The 19863-nt window shown below is 29.8% G+C and carries 19 protein-coding genes and 1 tRNA gene; 18 read left to right on the top strand and 2 right to left on the bottom strand.

The features are described 5' to 3' along the window. Position 1 precedes the first annotated feature (1 nt). The 16 genes from L8W64_RS07655 to L8W64_RS07580 all read left to right on the top strand — a co-directional run bounded on the left by L8W64_RS07655 (position 2) and on the right by L8W64_RS07580 (position 15563). A complete protein-coding gene (locus L8W64_RS07655; RefSeq protein ID WP_263673361.1) occupies positions 2 to 1102 on the top strand; it encodes a glycosyltransferase in 1101 nt (366 codons plus the stop codon). A gap of 1 nt (position 1103) precedes the next feature. Next, a complete protein-coding gene (locus L8W64_RS07650; protein WP_263673359.1) occupies positions 1104 to 3242 on the top strand; it encodes an STT3 domain-containing protein in 2139 nt (712 codons plus the stop codon). Beyond that, a complete protein-coding gene (gene pglA / locus L8W64_RS07645; RefSeq protein ID WP_263673357.1) occupies positions 3239 to 4366 on the top strand; it encodes a N,N'-diacetylbacillosaminyl-diphospho-undecaprenol alpha-1,3-N-acetylgalactosaminyltransferase in 1128 nt (375 codons plus the stop codon). The genes L8W64_RS07650 and pglA overlap by 4 nt, the downstream gene beginning before the upstream one ends. After that, positions 4359 to 4961, top strand: coding sequence for an undecaprenyl phosphate N,N'-diacetylbacillosamine 1-phosphate transferase (gene pglC, locus L8W64_RS07640; protein WP_263673356.1), 603 nt, complete (start codon positions 4359 to 4361; stop codon positions 4959 to 4961). Before pglA ends, pglC begins: the two co-directional genes overlap by 8 nt. Beyond that, complete coding sequence (pglD, locus tag L8W64_RS07635; protein ID WP_263673355.1) at positions 4948 to 5544, top strand: UDP-N-acetylbacillosamine N-acetyltransferase; 597 nt, start codon at positions 4948 to 4950, stop codon at positions 5542 to 5544. The genes pglC and pglD overlap by 14 nt, the downstream gene beginning before the upstream one ends. Beyond that, positions 5541 to 6701, top strand: a complete 1161-nt coding sequence (gene pglE, locus L8W64_RS07630; RefSeq protein WP_263673353.1) for a UDP-N-acetylbacillosamine transaminase — start codon at positions 5541 to 5543, stop codon at positions 6699 to 6701. The genes pglD and pglE overlap by 4 nt, the downstream gene beginning before the upstream one ends. 1 nt (position 6702) lies before the next feature. Further along, positions 6703 to 8466 carry a UDP-N-acetylglucosamine 4,6-dehydratase (configuration-retaining) gene (pglF, locus tag L8W64_RS07625; RefSeq protein WP_263673351.1) on the top strand — a complete coding sequence of 588 codons (1764 nt, stop codon included), beginning with the start codon at positions 6703 to 6705 and terminating at the stop codon, positions 8464 to 8466. A 113-nt stretch (positions 8467 to 8579) separates the two neighbouring features. Then, complete coding sequence (locus tag L8W64_RS07620) at positions 8580 to 8957, top strand: chemotaxis response regulator CheY (RefSeq protein WP_039619063.1); 378 nt, start codon at positions 8580 to 8582, stop codon at positions 8955 to 8957. Between the two features lie 12 nt (positions 8958 to 8969). Next, entirely contained in the window at positions 8970 to 9806 is an 837-nt protein-coding gene (locus L8W64_RS07615; protein ID WP_133319740.1) for a 50S ribosomal protein L11 methyltransferase, read from the top strand. Continuing rightward, a complete protein-coding gene (gene ftsH, locus L8W64_RS07610) occupies positions 9806 to 11728 on the top strand; it encodes an ATP-dependent zinc metalloprotease FtsH (protein ID WP_220567228.1) in 1923 nt (640 codons plus the stop codon). The genes L8W64_RS07615 and ftsH overlap by 1 nt, the downstream gene beginning before the upstream one ends. Beyond that, on the top strand, positions 11728 to 12345 hold the full coding sequence (locus L8W64_RS07605; protein WP_220567229.1) for a phosphatidylserine decarboxylase: 618 nt from the start codon (positions 11728 to 11730) through the stop codon (positions 12343 to 12345). The genes ftsH and L8W64_RS07605 overlap by 1 nt, the downstream gene beginning before the upstream one ends. Beyond that, complete coding sequence (pssA, locus tag L8W64_RS07600; RefSeq protein WP_133319743.1) at positions 12342 to 13052, top strand: CDP-diacylglycerol--serine O-phosphatidyltransferase; 711 nt, start codon at positions 12342 to 12344, stop codon at positions 13050 to 13052. The genes L8W64_RS07605 and pssA overlap by 4 nt, the downstream gene beginning before the upstream one ends. Before the next feature lie 61 nt (positions 13053 to 13113). Continuing rightward, positions 13114 to 13668 (top strand): PepSY-associated TM helix domain-containing protein, encoded by a 555-nt coding sequence (locus L8W64_RS07595; RefSeq protein ID WP_263671138.1) that lies wholly within the window; start codon positions 13114 to 13116, stop codon positions 13666 to 13668. A gap of 49 nt (positions 13669 to 13717) precedes the next feature. Then, positions 13718 to 13807, top strand: a tRNA-Ser gene (locus L8W64_RS07590). A 99-nt stretch (positions 13808 to 13906) separates the two neighbouring features. After that, positions 13907 to 15376 carry a DNA methylase gene (locus L8W64_RS07585; protein WP_263673350.1) on the top strand — a complete coding sequence of 490 codons (1470 nt, stop codon included), beginning with the start codon at positions 13907 to 13909 and terminating at the stop codon, positions 15374 to 15376. Next, on the top strand, positions 15369 to 15563 hold the full coding sequence (locus tag L8W64_RS07580) for a hypothetical protein (RefSeq protein WP_039668753.1): 195 nt from the start codon (positions 15369 to 15371) through the stop codon (positions 15561 to 15563). The genes L8W64_RS07585 and L8W64_RS07580 overlap by 8 nt, the downstream gene beginning before the upstream one ends. 18 nt (positions 15564 to 15581) lie before the next feature. On the opposite strand, the gene ciaB is transcribed toward L8W64_RS07580, so the two are convergent. Continuing rightward, complete coding sequence (gene ciaB, locus L8W64_RS07575) at positions 15582 to 17417, bottom strand: invasion protein CiaB (RefSeq protein WP_263673348.1); 1836 nt, start codon at positions 17415 to 17417, stop codon at positions 15582 to 15584. A 64-nt stretch (positions 17418 to 17481) separates the two neighbouring features. Between ciaB and L8W64_RS07570 the strand changes: the two genes are divergently transcribed. Both L8W64_RS07570 and L8W64_RS07565 read left to right on the top strand, forming a co-directional pair. Further along, positions 17482 to 17886 (top strand): acyl-CoA thioesterase, encoded by a 405-nt coding sequence (locus L8W64_RS07570; RefSeq protein WP_133319755.1) that lies wholly within the window; start codon positions 17482 to 17484, stop codon positions 17884 to 17886. Between the two features lie 64 nt (positions 17887 to 17950). Continuing rightward, complete coding sequence (locus L8W64_RS07565) at positions 17951 to 18880, top strand: ribose-phosphate pyrophosphokinase (protein WP_039619082.1); 930 nt, start codon at positions 17951 to 17953, stop codon at positions 18878 to 18880. Positions 18881 to 18919: 39 nt separating this feature from the next. On the opposite strand, the gene L8W64_RS07560 is transcribed toward L8W64_RS07565, so the two are convergent. Then, the coding region (locus L8W64_RS07560) for a DUF4209 domain-containing protein (RefSeq protein WP_263673346.1) at positions 18920 to 19863 on the bottom strand (944 nt) is incomplete at its 5' end.

Genomic DNA, 19863 nt, shown 5'->3' with positions numbered 1-19863 from the left:
AATGAAAAAACTAGCAATTTTTATTTATTCTTTAGGAAGTGGTGGCGCTGAAAGGGTTGTATCTACGCTATTACCTGTGTTAAATTTAAAATATGAAATACATTTAATTTTAATGAATGATAAAATATCATATGATATTCCTGAAGTTAATATCCACTATCTTGAAAAATCAAGTCCAAGTGAAAGTAACTTAGCTAAATTTTTAAAACTACCCTTGCTAGCTATAAAATACAAAAAACTTTGTGAAGATTTAAAAATCAACTTGCAATTTGTATTATTAAATAGACCTAATTATATTGCGTTAATGGCAAAATCCCTAGGACTTAAATCAACCCTTATTATCAATGAATGCACTACTCCAAGTGTGATTTATAAACATAATAATCTAAATTCTTTTATCAATAAATTTCTTATTAAAAAACTTTATAACAAAGCAGATTTAATCTTAGCAAATTCTATAGGAAACAAAGAAGATTTAATACAAAATTTCAATATAGAGGCTAAAAAATGCGATATTTTATACAATGCCATAGACTTAGAAAACATCATAGAAAAATCTAAAGAAAAAATAGACTTTAAAGATCCTTTTATATTAAGTGTTGGAAGGCTTGATCGTGGTAAAAATCATGCTATGCTTATAAGAGCTTATGCAAAAGTTAAAACTGATTTAAAATTAGTCATTTTAGGCGAGGGCATTTTAAAAGATGAGCTTTTAGCTTTAATAGAAACTTTAAATTTAAAAGATAAAGTCTTTTTACTAGGTTTTGATAAAAATCCTTATAAATACATGAGCAAATGTGACTTTTTTGCTTTTGCTTCAAGTTTTGAAGGTTTTTCCAATGTTTTAATCGAATGCTTAGCTTGTAATACTGCCGTGCTTTGCACTGATCATAAAAGTGGCGCAAGGGAGCTATTTTTAGATGATGAGTTTGGACTTTTAGTAAAAGTAGATGATGAAAAAGCCATGCAAGAATGCTTAGAAAAAATGTGCAATGATGAAGCACTAAAAGCTTCATATAGACAAAAGGCTTTTTTGCGTGCAAAAGAATTTGATAAAATTAGCATAGCAAAGCAATTATTTGAATTTTTCAACAAGGCATAAAATGAAACTACAACAAAATTTCACTGATAATAATTCTATAAAATATACCTGTATTTTAATCCTTATAGCCTTTGCTTTTAGTGTTTTGTGTAGGTTATACTGGGCAGCTTGGGCAAGTGAGTTTTATGAGTTTTTCTTTAATGATCAACTCATGATTACTACTAATGATGGCTATGCTTTTGCAGAAGGTGCAAGAGATATGATAGCAGGTTTTCATCAACCTAATGACTTATCTTATTTTGGAAGCTCACTTTCTACTTTAACTTATTGGCTTTATAGTATTTTACCTTTTAGCTTTGAAAGTATTATTTTATATATGAGTACTTTTTTTGCTTCTTTGATTGTTGTGCCTATTATATTAATCGCAAGAGAGTATAAACTCACTACTTATGGCTTTATAGCAGCCTTACTTGGAAGCATTGCAAATAGTTATTATAACCGCACTATGAGCGGGTATTATGATACTGATATGCTAGTGTTAGTTTTACCAATGCTTGTTTTGCTTACTTTTATACGCTTAACTATTAATAAAGACATTTTTACCCTACTTTTAAGTCCGGTTTTTATCATGATTTATTTGTGGTGGTATCCATCAAGTTATTCTTTAAATTTTGCCATGATAGGACTTTTTGGTCTTTATACTTTAGTATTTCATAGAAAAGAAAAGATTTTTTATCTAGCTATTGCTTTAATGATCATAGCTTTAAGTATGCTAGCATGGCAATATAAACTTGCTTTAATTGTATTGTTATTTGCTATTTTTGCCTTTAAAGAAGAAAAAATTAATTTTTATATGGTTTGGGCTTTGATTTTTATTAGCATTTTGATATTACATTTAAGTGGTGGTTTAGATCCTGTTTTATATCAACTTAAATTTTATGTTTTCAAAGCTTCTGATGTGCAAAATTTAAAAGATGCTGCCTTTATGTATTTTAATGTTAATGAAACTATTATGGAAGTAAATACTATCGATCCTGAAGTATTTATGCAAAGAATTAGCTCTAGTGTTTTAGTATTTATCCTTTCTTTTATAGGTTTTATCTTACTTTGCAAAGATCACAAAAGTATGCTTTTGGCTCTACCTATGCTTGCACTAGGTTTTATGGCTTTAAGAGCTGGACTTAGATTTACCATTTATGCAGTTCCTGTGATGGCTTTGGGTTTTGGGTATTTTTTATATACATTTTTTAATTTTTTAGAAAAAAAACAAATCAAACTTAATCTAAAAAATAAAAACATCTTGCTCATACTCATTGCATTTTTTAGTATAAGTCCTGCCCTAATGCATATTTATTATTATAAATCCTCTACTGTTTTTACTTCTTATGAAGCTAGTATTTTAAATAATTTAAAAAATAAAGCTCAAAGAGAAGATTATGTCGTTGCTTGGTGGGATTATGGTTATCCAATACGCTATTATAGCGATGTAAAAACCTTAATCGATGGTGGAAAACACCTAGGAAAAGATAATTTTTTCTCATCTTTTGTCTTAAGTAAAGAACAAATTCCAGCAGCCAATATGGCAAGACTTAGCGTAGAATACACTGAAAAATCTTTCAAAGAAAATTATCCTGATGTTTTAAAAGCTATGGTAAGAGATTATAACCAAACAAGTGCTAAAGATTTTTTAGAAAGTTTAAATGATAAAGATTTTAAATTTGATACCAATAAAACTAGAGATGTATATATTTACATGCCTTATAGAATGTTGCGTATCATGCCCGTGGTAGCACAATTTGCAAATACAAATCCTGACAATGGAGAGCAAGAAAAAAGTTTATTTTTCTCTCAAGCTAATGCCATAGCTCAAGATAAAACAACAGGTTCTGTTATGCTTGATAATGGAGTAGAAATTATTAATGATTTTAGAGCTTTAAAACTAGAAGGTACAACTATACCTTTAAAAGCTTTTGTAGATATAGAATCCATCACTAATGGCAAATTTTATTACAATGAAATTGATTCAAAAGCTCAAATTTATTTACTCTTTTTAAGAGAATATAAAAGCTTTGTGATTTTGGATGAAAATCTTTATAATAGTGCCTACATACAAATGTTTTTATTAAATCAATACGATCAAGATTTATTTGAGCAAGTCACTAATGATGCAAGAGCGAAAATTTATAGGCTAAAAAGATGAAAATAGGAATTTTAACCCATAGCGCAATGAGTGTGTATTATTTTCGTCTTGCACTCATCAGAGCTTTAGAAAAAAATAATCATGAAGTTATAATCATCACTCCAAAAGATGATTTTGCTATTAAGTTACAAGAGCTAGGCTATAAGGTTTGCTTTTATGATTTAGCTAGATCAAGTGTCAATCCTTTAATTGTTTTTAAAAATCTACTTAGTTTAAAAAATACACTCAAAAGTTTAAATTTAGATCTTTTACAAACAAGCGCTCACAAAAGCAATACAACAGGTATTATAGCGGCTAAAATGGCGGGCATTAAATACACTTTTGGTTTGGTTGAAGGCTTAGGAAGTTTTTACATAGATGATGATTTTAAAAGCAAATTAGTAAGAATAAGCATTAATTTACTTTATAAAATTTCTTTTAAACTTGCAAATGGTTTTATTTTTGTCAATGAAAGCAATGCTTTATTTATGAAAAATTTAGGCTTAAAAGAAGAAAAAATCAAAATCATCAAATCCGTAGGGCTAAATTTAAAACAATTTTTACCTTTAAAAATTAGCACAGAAGAAAAACAAGCTTTTTTAAAAGAACACAATATGCCTGATAAACCTATCGTTTTAATGATTTCAAGAGCACTTTGGCATAAAGGAATTAAAGAATTTTATGAAGCAAGCCAAATTTTAAAAGATAAGGCAAATTTTGTTTTAGTGGGTGGAAGAGATGATAATAAATCTTGTGCACCATTAGAATTTTTAAACTCAAATGATGTTTTTTATCTTGGCACAAGAAGTGATATTGCACATTTATTAAATTTATGCGATATTTTTGTTTTACCAAGTTATAAAGAAGGCTATCCAAGAACGGTTTTAGAAGCACAAGCTTGTAAAAAAGCATGCGTGGTAAGTGATGCTGAGGGTTGCATTGAAGCAGTGAATAATGCCATAGACGGTTTAATTTGTAAAAGCAAAGATAGCAAGGATTTAGCTGAAAAAATAGCAGTTTTACTAGAAGATGAAAAACTAAAAAATACTTTAGCACAAAATGCTTTTCTTAGAGCGCAAAATTATGATGAAAATATCATAGCTTTGAAATATCTTGACTTTTATAGGGGTTTTATAAATGTATAAAAATGGTTTAAAGCGTGTTTTTGACTTTTTTTTGGCTTTGATTTTATTGATTATTTTTTTACCCTTTATAGTGCTTATAGGTATTGTTTTAAAAATCGTTCAAGGAAGTGTGCTTTTTAAACAAGCAAGACCAGGATTAAATGAAAAAATTTTTTATATTTATAAATTTAAAACTATGAGTGATGAAGCCGATGAAAATGGAGAATTACTTCCCGATGAATTACGCTTAAAGCCTTTTGGTAAGCTAGTTAGAAGCTTGAGTTTAGATGAATTACCACAACTTTTTAATGTATTAAAAGGCGATATGAGCTTCATAGGCCCAAGACCTTTACTTGTAGAATACTTACCCTTATACAATCAAGAGCAAAAAAAACGCCACGATGTAAGACCAGGCATTACAGGTTGGGCACAGATTAATGGACGCAATGCTATTTCTTGGGAGCAAAAATTTAAATATGATGTAGAATATGTGCAAAATTGCTCTTTTTTATTTGATCTTAAAATCTTTTTTATGACCATTATTAAAGTTTTAAAAAGAAGCGGGGTTAATAAAGAAGGAGTAGCTACAACGGATAAATTCAATGGACACAACTAAAAGTATTTATATATATGGTTCTAGTGGGCATGGTTTAGTCTGTGCTGATGTAGCTAGAAATTTAGGATATGAAAAAATCATCTTTTTAGATGATAATAAAGGCTTAAAATATCACTCCAATTTAGAAAAACACGATATGTTTATTGCTATTGGCGCAAACTCTATTAGAGAAAAACTTTTCAAAAAAGCAAAAGATGATGGATTTAGATTAGTTAATTTGATACACAAAAGTGCTATTATTAGCCCAAGTGCTTTTTTAGATGATGAGGGTATTTTAATCATGCCAAATGTCGTAGTTAATGCTAAAGCTAGTATTGCAAAAGGTGTGATTTTAAATACTGCTTGTGTGATTGAGCATGAGTGTTTTGTAGATGAGTTTAGCCATATTAGTGTTGGAGCTAAACTAACAGGAAATGTAAAAATAGGAAAGCGTTGTTTTTTAGGAGTTAATTCAAGTGTTATTCCTTGTATAAGTTTATATGATGATATAACTTTAGGCGCAGGAGCAGTTGTAGTTAAAAACTTAACTTCTAAAGGCATTTATGCTGGAGTTCCTGCCAAGAAAATAAAGGAGGTAAAATGAGATTTTTTCTATCAGCACCACATATGAGTGGAAAAGAATTAGAATACATACACAAAGCTTTTGAAAGTAATTATATAGCACCTTTGGGTGAGTTTGTTAATGCCTTAGAACAAAGTATTAAAGATTATACAAAAAGTTCTAACGCACTTGCTCTAAATGCAGCCACTGCAGCTATTCATTTAGCTTTAAGAGTTTTGGGCATCAAAGAAGGCGATATAGTTCTAGCTTCAAGTTTTACCTTTATTGCTTCAGTAGCGCCTATTTCTTACATGAATGCTACGCCTGTATTTATTGATTGTGATGAAACTTATAATTTAGATGTAAATTTATTAAAAAAAGCTATCAAAGAAAGTCCTAAAAAGCCAAAAGCTCTCATTTTAACACACCTTTATGGTAATGCTTCTAAAATGGATGAGATTGTCCAAATTTGTAAAGAAAATGAGATTTTTTTAATCGAAGATGCTGCTGAAGCTTTGGGAAGTTTTTACAAAAATAAAGCTTTAGGTACTTTTGGGGATTTTGGAGTATATTCTTTTAATGGTAATAAAATCATCACAACAGGTGGTGGTGGCATGCTTGTGAGTGAAAATCATGCTAATCTTGAAAAAGCAAGATTTTATAGTACCCAAGCTAGAGAAAATTGCCTTCATTATGAGCATAAAGAATATGGTTATAATTATAGAATGAGCAATATCTTAGGTGCAATCGGTACTGCTCAAATGGAAGTTTTAGAAGAAAGAGTGAGTAAAAAGCGTGAAATTTATAGCTGGTATAAAGAATTTTTAAGTGGAACTTTTACTTTTTTAAATGAGCTTGAAAATACCAAGTCAAATCGCTGGTTAAGCACTGCTTTACTTGATTTTGATTTAAATAAACTTAATACTTATGAAAAACATTGTATATGTGAAAATAAAAATGTTCAAATTCAAGATAAAATTTTAAAAATCATACAAGTTTTAAAAGATAATAAAATCGAAAGTCGTCCACTTTGGAAGCCAATGCATTTGCAAGAACTTTACAAAGGCTGCGATGCTTACTTAAATGGTAATAGTGAGTTTTTCTTTAGTAATGGAATTTGCCTTCCAAGTGCAACTACTATGAGCAAAGCTGATGTAGAGGAAGTTTCTACTTTAATCTTAAACACCTTAAAGGACTAAGATGGATTATAAAAGCAAACGCTTAGGATTTTTTCTAGGCGCTGATATTTTACTTTTTGTTATAAGTATTTATTTGTCTTTTTCTTTACGCTTTAGTGCAGACATCCCAAGTGAATTTTATGAAGGTATGTTTAAAAGTGCTGTGATTTTGATTTTACTTAAAATCATTTTTCTAGCTTTTTTTAAAATTTATCAAGTTGCTTGGAGATTTTTCTCCCTTAATGAAGCGCGTAAATTAGTCATCGCTTTAGCTTTGGCTGAGCTTGTATTTTTAGCAATTTATTATTTTTATGATGATTTTTTTAATCCTTTTCCAAGAAGCGTTATAGGAATAGACTTTGTTTTATCTTGTATGCTAATTGGAAGTTTGCGTATAAGCAAAAGAATGATAGTTGATTTTAGAAAGCCAAAATACAATGAAGAACATCCTTGTATAGTAGTTGGCGCCACTTCAAAGGCTTTGCATTTATTAAAAGGAGCTAAAGAAGGGAGTTTAGGACTTTTCCCTGTAGCTGTGGTAGATGAGCGTAAAAATTTAATAGGTACTTATTGTGATAAATTTATAGTTGAAAAAAAAGAAGCAATCAGAAAATATACCGCTGAAGGAATTCATACTGCTATCATTGCTTTAAAACTTGAGCAAGAAGAATTAAAAAAGCTTTTTGACGAACTCATTGCTTATGGGATTAATGATATAAAGCTTTTTTCTTTTACGCAAAATGAAGCAAGAGATATAAGTATCGAAGATTTATTAGCGCGTAAGCCAAAAGATTTGGATAATGCTTGCGTGATTGATTTTATCAAAGATAAAGTAGTTTTAGTTAGTGGAGCTGGTGGAACTATAGGAAGTGAACTTTGCAAACAATGCATTAAATTTGGCGCAAAACGCTTAATCATGCTTGATCATAGTGAGTATAATTTATATAAAATCAATGAAGAATTAAGCTTACATAAAGAAAAAATCGAACCTATTATGATGAGTATATTAGACAAAGAAGCGTTAGAAAAACTTTTACAAGAAAAAAACATAGATTTGATTTTACATGCAGCAGCTTACAAACATGTACCTTTATGTGAGCAAAATCCACATTCAGCTATTTTAAATAACATCATAGGTACTAAAAATTTAATCGATCTTGCAAAAGCTTATAAGGTTGCTAAATTTGTTATGATAAGCACTGATAAGGCTGTAAGACCGACTAACATCATGGGTTGCACAAAAAGAATTTGTGAGCTTTATACATTAAGCTCAAGTTGTGAAAATTTTGAAGTAGCTTGTGTGCGTTTTGGTAATGTTTTAGGATCAAGTGGAAGTGTAATACCTAAATTTAAAGCTCAAATTGCAGCTAATGAGCCACTTACTCTTACTCATCCTGATATAGTGCGTTATTTTATGTTAGTAGATGAGGCTGTGCAACTTGTTTTACAAGCTGCGGCTATTGCCAAAGGTGGAGAATTATTTGTACTTGATATGGGTGAGCCTGTTAAAATCATGGACTTAGCTCAAAAAATGCTTTTACTTTCTAATAAAAAGTTAGAAATCAAAATCACTGGGCTTAGAAAAGGTGAAAAACTTTACGAAGAGCTTTTAATCCATGAAAATGATTTAAAAACTCAATATGAAAGTATATTTGTTACCACTAGTGATCTTAAAGATTTAAAAATTTTAAATCAAGAAATAGAAAAATTACTCCACAGCACAGATCCTGCAAAAGTTTTAAAGGAGATTGTGCCTGAATTTAATCACAATAAAAACGGAGAGTGATTAAATTCTAATTTTATTTTAAAATGATATAATATAAACTTTTAATTGATTAATAAAAATAAAAACGATACAATTACAGTTTTATGTAATTACATCAAGATAAAGGAAAAAAAGTGAAGTTATTAGTAGTTGATGATAGTTCTACCATGAGAAGAATAATCAAAAATACCCTTGTAAGATTAGGCCACAAGGATGTTTTAGAAGCTGAACACGGAGTTGAAGCTTGGGATTTACTTTCACAAAATGATGATATTAAAATTTTAATTACTGACTGGAATATGCCTGAAATGAATGGCTTGGAATTAGTAAAAAAAGTAAGAGCGGAAGAAAAATATGCTGATATGCCAATTATTATGGTAACTACAGAAGGTGGTAAAGCAGAAGTTATTACCGCCTTAAAAGCAGGCGTAAATAACTATATTGTAAAACCTTTTACTCCTCAAGTGTTAAAAGAAAAACTTGAAGATGTTTTAGGAACAAACGAAGGCTAATTATAAGTTTTTATGCAAACACATTATTACGAACTTTTTTTTCAAACAGACAAGGAATATTTAGATTTATTCCTTGATCTTATCTTTTCTCTAGAGATAGACGCTATAGAAGAAAAAAACAATGGTATTTATATAAGATCAGAAGAAGATATAGAACTCATTAAAATAGCCTTGCATGATTTTCATCAAAAATTATGTCAAAAACTAAATACTCATATTAATTTCCACTCTACCTTAGAAAAAAAAGAAAATAAAAATTGGATAGAAGAGTATAAAAAAGGTATACAAGCTTTGACGATCGATAATATCCACATTCATACCACTTGGCAAGAAGCTAAACAAGATAAAATTAATATCATTATAGATCCTGCTCTAGCTTTTGGCTCAGGACATCATGAGAGTACTTATACTTGTATAGAATTTCTACAAAAATATACAGATAATTCCAAATTTTGCTTAGATGTGGGTTGTGGAAGTGGAATTTTAAGCATTATCATGGCAAAACTTGGAGCCAAAGTACAAGCTTGCGATACAGATGAATTAGCTATAGTTGCAAGTAAAGAAAACGCAAAATTAAATCAAGTTAGCTTTGATGATATTTGGGTAGGTTCTATTAATAAAAGCTTACATAAATATGATATAGTTGTGGCAAATATCATTGCCGATATATTGATCATACTAGAAAAAGATCTTAAAGAAAAAACCAAAGAAGGTGGAATTTTGATCTTATCTGGTATATTAAATAAATATGAAGAAAGGATTAAAAATAAATTCAAAGATTTCACTTTGTTAGAATGCAAACACAAAGGAGAATGGTTGAGTTTAGTTTATAAAAAGGAATTGCAATAATGAATAAAAAACCAAATGATTTAAAAGATAATCAAAACAATAATAACTTTTTTAACAAAAATCCCATTTTTATTTTTGCCATTTTTGCCATTGTGATGATTCTTTTATTTAAAGGATTTTCAGATGATGGTAGCATGGGTATTATGGGCGGAGAAAACACTAAAAAAGTTACTTATTCTGAATTAAAAACTTTAATTGAAAATAATCAAATTGCCCAAGTTAATATAGGTCAAACTACTATAAAAGCTGTATCTAAAGCAGGAAATATGGTATATATTACCAAAAAAGTTCCAAACGATGCTACTTTTGTTCCTTTACTTGACTCAAAAGGCGTTTCCTATGGTGCTTTTAATGAAAGCAATTGGTTTATAGATATCTTACTTTCTTGGGTTTTGCCAGTATTTATTTTCTTTGGTATATGGATGTTTTTAGCTTCTCGTATGCAAAAAAATATGGGTGGATCTATACTTGGTATAGGAAGTTCTAAAAAACTTGTAAATTCAGAAAAACCGAAGGTTAAATTTAATGATGTTGCAGGTGTTGAAGAAGCAAAAGAAGAAGTTAAAGAAATTGTTGATTTTCTAAAATATCCTGAAAGATACATCAATCTTGGAGCAAAAATTCCAAAAGGACTTTTGCTTGTTGGTCCTCCAGGTACAGGTAAAACTTTGCTTGCAAAAGCAGTAGCAGGCGAAGCTGATGTGCCATTTTTTAGCGTATCAGGTTCATCTTTTATAGAAATGTTTGTTGGTGTTGGTGCTAGCAGGGTTAGAGATTTATTTGAAAATGCTAAAAAAGAAGCTCCAGCTATTGTATTTATAGATGAAATCGATGCTATAGGTAAATCACGTGCAGCAAGCGGTATGATGGGCGGAAATGATGAAAGAGAGCAAACTTTAAATCAACTTCTAGCTGAAATGGATGGTTTTGGTACCGAAAGCTCACCAGTAATTGTTCTAGCAGCGACAAATCGCCCTGAAGTACTTGATGCAGCACTACTTAGACCGGGGCGTTTTGATAGGCAAGTTTTGGTAGATAAGCCTGATTTTAAAGGTAGATGTGATATTTTAAAAGTCCATATGAAAGATGTTAAAATTTCACCTGAAGTAAAAGTAGAAGATATTGCAAGATTAACAGCAGGTCTTGCGGGTGCTGATTTGGCAAATATCATTAATGAAGCGGCTTTGCTTGCAGGTAGGGATTCTAAAAAACATGTGGAGCAAAAAGACTTAGTAGAGGCAGTAGAAAGAGCCATAGCAGGACTTGAGAAAAAATCACGCAGAATTAATGATAAAGAGAAAAAAATCGTAACTTATCATGAGTGCGGCCATGCTTTAATAGCTGAAACTACAAAAGGTGCTAAAAAAGTAAGTAAAGTTTCTGTTATTCCTCGTGGTTTAGCAGCTTTAGGATATACACTCAATACCCCTGAAGAAAATAAATTTTTAATGCAAAAACATGAACTTTTAGCTGAAGTTGATGTGCTTTTAGGAGGACGTGCAGCTGAAGAAATTTTCATTAAAGAAATTTCAACAGGTGCAAGCAATGACCTTGAGCGTGCAACTGATATTATCAAAGCTATGATTTCTATGTATGGTATGAGTGAAATTGCTGGCTTAATGGTACTTGAAAAGCAAAGAAATACTTTTTTAAGTGGTGGGCAAACTGTAAAAGATTATTCTGATAAAATGGCTCAAGATTTAGATGAGTATGTAAAGAAAACATTGGATGAACGCTATGCAGGTGTAAAAGAAATTTTAAAAACCTATAGCGGTGCTATAGAGGTGATGGTGCAAGCACTCTATGAAGAAGAAACTATTGATGGTACCAAAGTAAGAGAGATTATTAAAAACTATGAAGAAGAAAATAATCTTCCAACACGCCTAGAAGAAAAAGAGCAAGAAGCTACTAAGGAAGACTAATGAAAACAAATTTTATTGCAAAAACTGGTTGGAGTTTGCTTATAGTTCTAGCTATAGTTTTTGCAATATTTCAATTTATATGGGGATTTTCTTGGCTTTTATGGTGTATTTTTATATTTTTTATTTATCTTTTTAGAACTAAAAAAATTGATTATATAGCAGATCCAAACACCATTATAGCTCCCATAGAAGGAAAAATCAAATGTATCAAAACAAGCTCATATAAAGAGCTTGGCGAGTGTATAGAAGTGCAAATTATCAATAATATTTTTTCCCAAGGAAATATCATAGCTCCGCTTGATATGAATATAGAAGAAACTAGAATAAGGCATGGACTTTTTTTATGTCCATTTATGAAAAATACAAATTTAATGGGTGAAAGAATGTTATTTTTAGCTAATTCCAAGAGCAAACAATGGGCATTACGCGTTATTTTTGGAGCATTAAATAGAAAAGCTCATATTGATGATTTTGGTCATCATTTAAGCCATGGACAAAACATAGGTTTTATGTTTGATGGTAGTGTGAGTTTATTACTTCCAAAAGACACTAGAATTTGCGTAAATGAAAATGATAAAGTACGCATTGGTACATTAATAGGGTATTTAAATCCATGAATTTTAAACTAATTTATATTTTACCTAATCTTTTTACAGCCGCTTCCATATTTTTAGGTATTATTTCAGTGATTGCTTCTATTAATCAAAACTTTGATAAAGCATTAATTTATATCATTTTATCATTAATTTGCGATGGTTTAGATGGACGCGTTGCAAGAGCTACCAACTCTACTTCTAAATTTGGAGTTGAGTTTGACTCACTAGCTGATTTAATAGCCTTTGGTGTAGCACCTGCTATGCTTTTTTATATGAGCATAGGTTATGAATATGGTCGTTTTGGCTCATTAATAGCTGGTTTATTTGTAGTTTTTGGCGCTATACGCTTGGCAAGATTTAATGTCACAACAGGAACTTATGAACCATCGGTTTTCATAGGTCTACCTATACCAACAGCAGCAGTTGTAAGTGCTTTATGGGTAAGTGCTTATTTATATTATGATTTTTTACATGATTTTTCTTTAATAATAATATGTATCCAAATGCTTCTAGCCTTTTTAATGGTAAGCAACATAAGGTATCCAAGTTTTAAGAAAATCGATCTAAAAAGAGCAAATGTTTTGAAGGTGTTAATCCTTTTAGTAATTTTATTTTCTATGCTTTATCTGTATTTTTTAGAAAGTGCATTGATTATTGCTAGTTTATATGTGCTTTATGGGATTGTTCGTAGTTTTTTTACCCTAGCTCGTAAATTTAAAAAATATTAATTTTACTTTCACTTCATTTTCTATCAATATACTTTTCATTATTTTTCAAAAAGGAGTAAAAATGAATAAAAACAAATTATTCAGACAAATTCACATTTACATTAGTTTATTTTTCTTACCACTTGCATTTTTATATGCAATCACAGGTTTTGCTTATATAGCTGGTTTTGATGGAGAAAGTGGAGCTAAAATTCAAAATTACAAAGTTCAAGCTATTATTCAAGAGGGTGCTGAAGCTGAATTTTTAATTGATTTTTTAAAGAAAAACAACTTAAAAATTCCTTCATCTTTGGAACCAAAACTCAACAAAAAAGGCGATGGTATAGAACTTGGGACTATAAATTATATAGCAAGTATTATAAAATTAGATGAGAATGACTATAAAATTACAACAAAAGATAGAAGCTTGCTTGGAAATATGATTTTGCTTCATAAAGATAAAGGTATGTGGTACTTTTCTGTACTTGGGTTAGCTTTTGCACTTGCCATGATAATACTTTATATTTCAGGACTTTTAATCACTATTATAGCTATACGCAAAGATAGAGGTAAACAAATAGCAGTTTTAGGTGCTGGTTTTATTATAACTTTAATCATAGCTTATTTCAGTGTATAAATTTAAGGTATATCTTATAAACAATAAGATATACTTTCCCTTTTAATACGGACAGATGGGTGAGTGGCTGAAACCACACCCCTGCTAAGGGTGCAGATCTTAACGGGTCTCGAGGGTTCAAATCCCTCTCTGTCCGCCACCTTATAAATTTCATTTTATTTCATCTATTTTAGTAATTTTTATTGTTATAATTAATACCATCAAAACTTAATAAATCTAAAGGCAAGCTTCACATACTATGCAAATTTACGCTTCTATTGACTTGAAATCTTTTTACGCTTCAGCTGAATGTGTTTTAAGAAATTTAGATCCTTTAACAACTAATCTTATTGTAGCAGATAAAACAAGAACGGACAAAACCATCATACTAGCAGTTTCACCTGCATTAAAAACTTACAATATACCTGGTAGATTAAGACTTTTTGAGTTTAAACAAAAAATCCATTCAATCAACCAAGAAAGACTAAAACAAGCTCAAAAACACCACTTTAAAGCTAAAAGTTTTAATATATTGGAACTTGAAAATGATTTAAATTTAGAATTAGACTACATTATTGCTAAGCCTAGAATGGCTACTTATATAGAATTTAGCACAAAAATATACAGCATTTATTTGAAGTATTTTGATGCTAAAGATATTCATATATACTCTATTGATGAAGTTTTTATCGATCTTAGTTCTTATCTTGAAAAATACAAACTTTCAGCTTATGAGCTACTTACTAAGGTTTTACTTGATATTTCACACACAAGTAAAATCACCGCAACAGCAGGTATAGGCACAAATTTATACTTAGCTAAAATTGCTATGGATATACTCGCTAAAAGACAAAAAGTAGATGAAAATGGCTTGCTTATAGCCTTTTTAGATGAAAAATTATACAGATATAAATTATGGCAGCATAAACCTTTAAAAGATTTTTGGCGTATAGGTAAAGGCATTGCCTTAAAACTTGCGAATTTAAACATTCATACTATGGGAGATCTTGCAAGATTTTCTTTAAAACACGAAGCTTTGCTTTATAAACACTTTGGTGTTAATGCTGAATTATTAATCGATCATGCATGGGGTATTGAAACTTGCACAATGAAAGATATTAAAAATTACAAATCACAAAATCACTCTAAAATCATGGCTAAGGTTTTGCCTTTTGCATATGATAATAATCAAACAATAAAAGTTTTAAAAGAACTTGTCGATCATTTAGTGCTTGAACTTATACAAAATAACCTTAAAACAAACCATATCACGCTAGATATACAATATGATAAAAGCAATTTAGAAAATTCAAGTATTTTGGGTTCTTACAAAGGAGCTATTACTAAAGATAATTATGGAAGAACTATACCTAAAAATGCTCACGGAAGTATGAATTTAGAAAATTTTACCCATTCTTTAAAAATCATCAATAAAAAAGCCTTAGAACTTTTTTGCAAAATCAGCGATAAAAACTTAAGCATTAGAAAAATCAGCCTAAGTTTAAATAATATCACAGATAAAGCTCAAGAAAATTTCCAAGAATTAAATTTATTTAGTGATTTTAATGTAATTTCACAAGAAAAAAATCAACTTGAAAAAGAAGAAAAGCTCCAAAAAGCAAGACTTCAAATCATACAAAAATTTGGTAAAAAAGCTATTTTAAAAGCTTCAAGCTTGGATGATGAGACTAAAGAAATTACTTCTTTAATAGGAGGTCATAATGCATGATGATTATAAAGATATAATAGATATAAAATATCAAAAATCAAAACAATTTCCACCAATGTCAAGAGAAAAAAGAGCGGCGCAATTTGCCCCATTTTCAGTGCTAAATGGTTTTAGCAAAGCGATTTTAAAAACGCAAAAAGATATGGAAAAAGCATTAGAAAATAGCAAATATCAAGAAGAAAGCTAAATTCTTCTTGATAAAATTTTATTTTACATTAGAGTATTTTTCAAACTCTCCACTTTCATCGATTTCATTGCCATAAAGTTTGTGTAATTCATAGTAGTATTTTACAAATTCTTTACACTCTTCATCAAGTGGTAAAAATACCTCATCTTCTAAAACACAAAATTCGTCTAAATAATTTTTAGCATCTTCTTTTAACATATAATGTCTTGCTAGCTTATAATAATTTTGCATAAACACAGCCTTAAAACTCTCGTAAGCTTCCTCATCAAATTTAATGTTTAATTTCTCATTTGCAAAAGATAACACCCCTGATTTAAACAGCAATGACAAATGAATCAAACCTTCAGTATAATAAGGCTTAACCTCCTCTACTCTTTGCCAAGCAATCAATCCTATAGCCCTTTTAATAAGCTCATAAAACACAGGAAGCTTTAAATCATCTTCTTCATGTAAAAAGAAATTCACAAGCCCACCTGCAGTAGCTTTAAACTCTTCTATATTTTTAAACACACCACTTTCATTCATTTTCTTTTCACTATCATTTGCCACAAAGAAAATATGCCCAAACTCATGACCTATGGTAGAAACTTCATAAATTCTTTTCCATAATTTTTCATTGTAAAATAAAATTTCTCTACCATAATCTAAAAATTCTTTTTCAAATACCATAGAAGAAAGCTTCATAAAAGGCTTGGTTCTAGCATTTTCATAAACATAATTTAAAAAAGCAAAGATCTTTTTACCTGCTATATTGCTTACATACTCATCATTTGGCACTACTTGAGCGGAAAAAAGCCCCTTAAGCTCTGCTCCATAAAAAATCATAGGCATACAAATATAAAGCTGAGTTTTTTCAAGATTAAAATTCACTTCATCAAACAAAGTTTCATCTTCTTCATCTAAATTTGCATACACCATCGCAAAGCTTTCTTTGATTTTATCTTTAAACTCACTCCCATTAAAATCACTCACATCTTCTAAGCGTATATCCCACTCAAGTGCTACTGCATGTGTATAAGAGTCCTCATAGTATTCTAAAGGATGGCCAATTTGTAATGGACATTTTACTTCCATCCACGCAAGCTCTGCTTCTTGCCATTTTTTAACTACTTCATTATTATCTTTTTCACAAAATGCAAATTTTAATTTTTCTATATAATCAATATAAGCATTTTTTTCATCATCTAGCACACAATTTCTTAGTTTTTCTAAAAGTTTATCAAACTCATATTCAAGCTTTAAAACTTCATTTTCAAAAGCTTTTGCATAAGGTAAAAATCTCCAAAGTGTTCCTATTTTAACTAAAGCTCCATAGCTTCTTTCACAAATTTCACCATCTTGATTAAGCTGATAAAGCTCATTTTGTTTTAAAAACTCCAAAGCATCGCTTAAATTTGGAAATTGTTCTTTTAAGATTTTATTATTTGTATCTAAAATTTGCTTGCTCCAAACAAGCTCAAAAGAATTCATAACTACGCCTATATTATGCACACCTTGAACTAGAACCAAATAAAACTCATCAAGTAAATTTTTACTCTTAATCTCATCGATTAAATCTTGATGTTCTACTTCATAAAAGGCTCTTACTAAAGAAAAAACTTTATATTTTATTTGAGAAATTTCTTCTTCATTTAAACCTTTTTTCTCAAGTTCTTGGACTAAATTTTCCTCTTTTAAATCCACCAAACGACGCAACATTGCCAAAATATTGCTTTTTTCATTTTCAAGATTAGCTAGTTCTAAAGCTCTATCTATCAAAGGATGACTTTGATTAGTTTGAAGTATATTATAAAGACTATTGATATTTTGTTTCCTATTTTTCACAATTTTTGCTATTTGCTTAAAATCATTCATTTTTTACCTTTCTTTATTTTTAAAACTTAATTATAATGTTTTTTTTAAAACACAAGGAGAATGTATGAAAGATATGGGAGAACCTAAACTAAGAGTTATAGCTATGCCAAGCAATACAAACCCTGCTGGTAATATCTTTGGTGGTTGGATCATGTCACAAATTGATCTAGCTGGAGCCATTGCAGCAAGGGAGCTTTCTCCGCAAAGAGTAGTAACTGTAGCAGTGGATAAAATCATTTTTAAAGAACCAATTTTCGTAGGTGATTTGGTATCTTGCTATGCAAAAATCATCAAAGCAGGTAATACTTCTATCACCGTAGAAGTAGAAGTAGTTACCCAAAGAGCCAATGATTATGGCCGTGTATATTGCATGCATGTAACTTCAGCTGTGGTAACTTATGTAAGTGTAGATAAAGATGGAAATAAACTTCCTATTGATGCGGATTTAAAAAGATTGCACGGCTTTTGATATGTTTTATTGTATTTTCAAAAAAAATTTTATATCATCACAGAAAACTTTCTAAGGCTTATATATGCGCGGATATAAAATATTTTCTGGTTCAGCAAATGAGGAATTTGCTAAAAAAATCTCAAAATACCTTTCACTACCTCTAAGCAATGCGGGTGTGAAGCGTTTTAGTGATGGTGAAATTAGCATTCAAATAGATGAAAGCGTGCGTGGTAAAGATGTATTTATCATTCAAAGTACTTGCGCTCCAACAAATGATAATCTAATGGAGCTTTTAATCATGACAGATGCTCTGCGTCGCTCAAGTGCAAGCTCTATCACAGCTATCATCCCTTATTTTGGCTATGCTAGACAAGATAGAAAAGCAAGTCCTAGGGTGCCTATTACTGCAAAATTAGTAGCAAATCTTATAGAATCAGCGGGGGTAGATAGAGTAGCTACCATAGACTTACATGCTGGACAAATTCAAGGCTTTTTTGATATACCCGTGGATAATCTTTATGGAAGTATTATTTTTAATGATTATATTAAAAATAAAAACTATAAAAATCCTATCATTGCAAGTCCTGATATAGGCGGTATAGCAAGAGCTAGGAGCGTAGCAAAAGCTTTAGGACTTGATATAGTTATAGTAGATAAAAGACGCGAAAAGGCTAATGAAAGCGAAGTGATGAATGTCATCGGTGATGTAAAAGATAAAGAAGTTATTTTGGTAGATGATATCATTGATACAGCAGGAACCATAGTAAAAGCTGCTGAAGTATTTAAAAGCAAAGGTGCAAAGTCAGTTATAGCTTGCTGTACCCACCCTGTGCTTAGTGGCGTAGCTTATGAAAGAATAGCCAAAGATGCGCTTGATGAGCTAGTAGTAACTGACACTATACCTTTAAAACAACAAATGGATAAAATCAAAGTCCTAAGCGTAGCACCTATTTTTGGCGAGGTAATACGCAGAGTTTATCATAATGAAAGTGTGAATTCTTTATTTGTATAAATTCTTTGCAAGGATAGCCTTGCAAAGAAAACTTATTTTCTATTTAGATTTATAATAATTTCTAATAAAAAAATTCATCAAAAAACACCACATATAATCAGCCAACATATAATGCCCGTTAAAAATATCTTGTGAAAATCTTGCATGTGCTATTTTATTTCTAATATTAAAACCATCTTTACAAAACAATAATCGCAATTCTTTTACAGTATCTTCCTCTAAAAGATTTTGTGATTCAATTTTGTCTAATAAATTTTCTAAAGTTTCATACTCTTGTATTTGATGATTTTTTTTGTCATTCTTTATAATATCTTCGCCTATTATATGTCTTAATATAGCCTCAATGCTTACTGAAGCATATATAAAAAAGTCCATATAGTCTTTGTGTATCCCAGCACAAAACATTCTAGCTATGATTTCTTCATACCCTTTTGGAATTATATTATTATCGCAAGTTAAATAATAAAAATATTCTTTATTTGGGTAAAATCTTTGTAGCAATTTTGATTTTAAGATATTTATCCAAGGATAAGATGTCGTTATATAATTATAATATTTCCTAAATAATCCAGAATTATCAATATTTTCTCTTAAATTATCACTATCAAAATACATCACACAGCTCAATAAATCCACAATAGAATTCTTTTCTTCTATTTTTTTAAAATTTGTTTTTAAGCATGGATAAATTCCATAAAAGCATTGAAATAAATTACAATTAGAATTTAAAAAACTATCCACATCATTTTCAAATCGTCCTATTGCTTCTTGAATTTCTTTTGGAATATTAAAACATATGGGTTTAAATTTGAAAGTGATTTTTTTATTATTTTCTTGTATTAGTGAATTAATTTTTGATATTTGTTTTTTATTTTTTGTTTTTTGAGCATATTTTAAAGCACTATCTAAAATTCCCATTTTCATATCAGATGACTTAATTTTAGAAAATATTAATAAAAACATATTAACTATTTTTTGACAAT

Origin of the sequence: Campylobacter sp. IFREMER_LSEM_CL1097 (assembly GCF_025772225.1) — a bacterium.
In the GTDB taxonomy this organism is placed as follows: Bacteria; Campylobacterota; Campylobacteria; order Campylobacterales; family Campylobacteraceae; genus Campylobacter_D; species Campylobacter_D lari_D.
The sequence above is the reverse complement of the archived record's forward strand: the minus strand, read 5'-3'. Positions and strand labels throughout refer to the sequence as shown.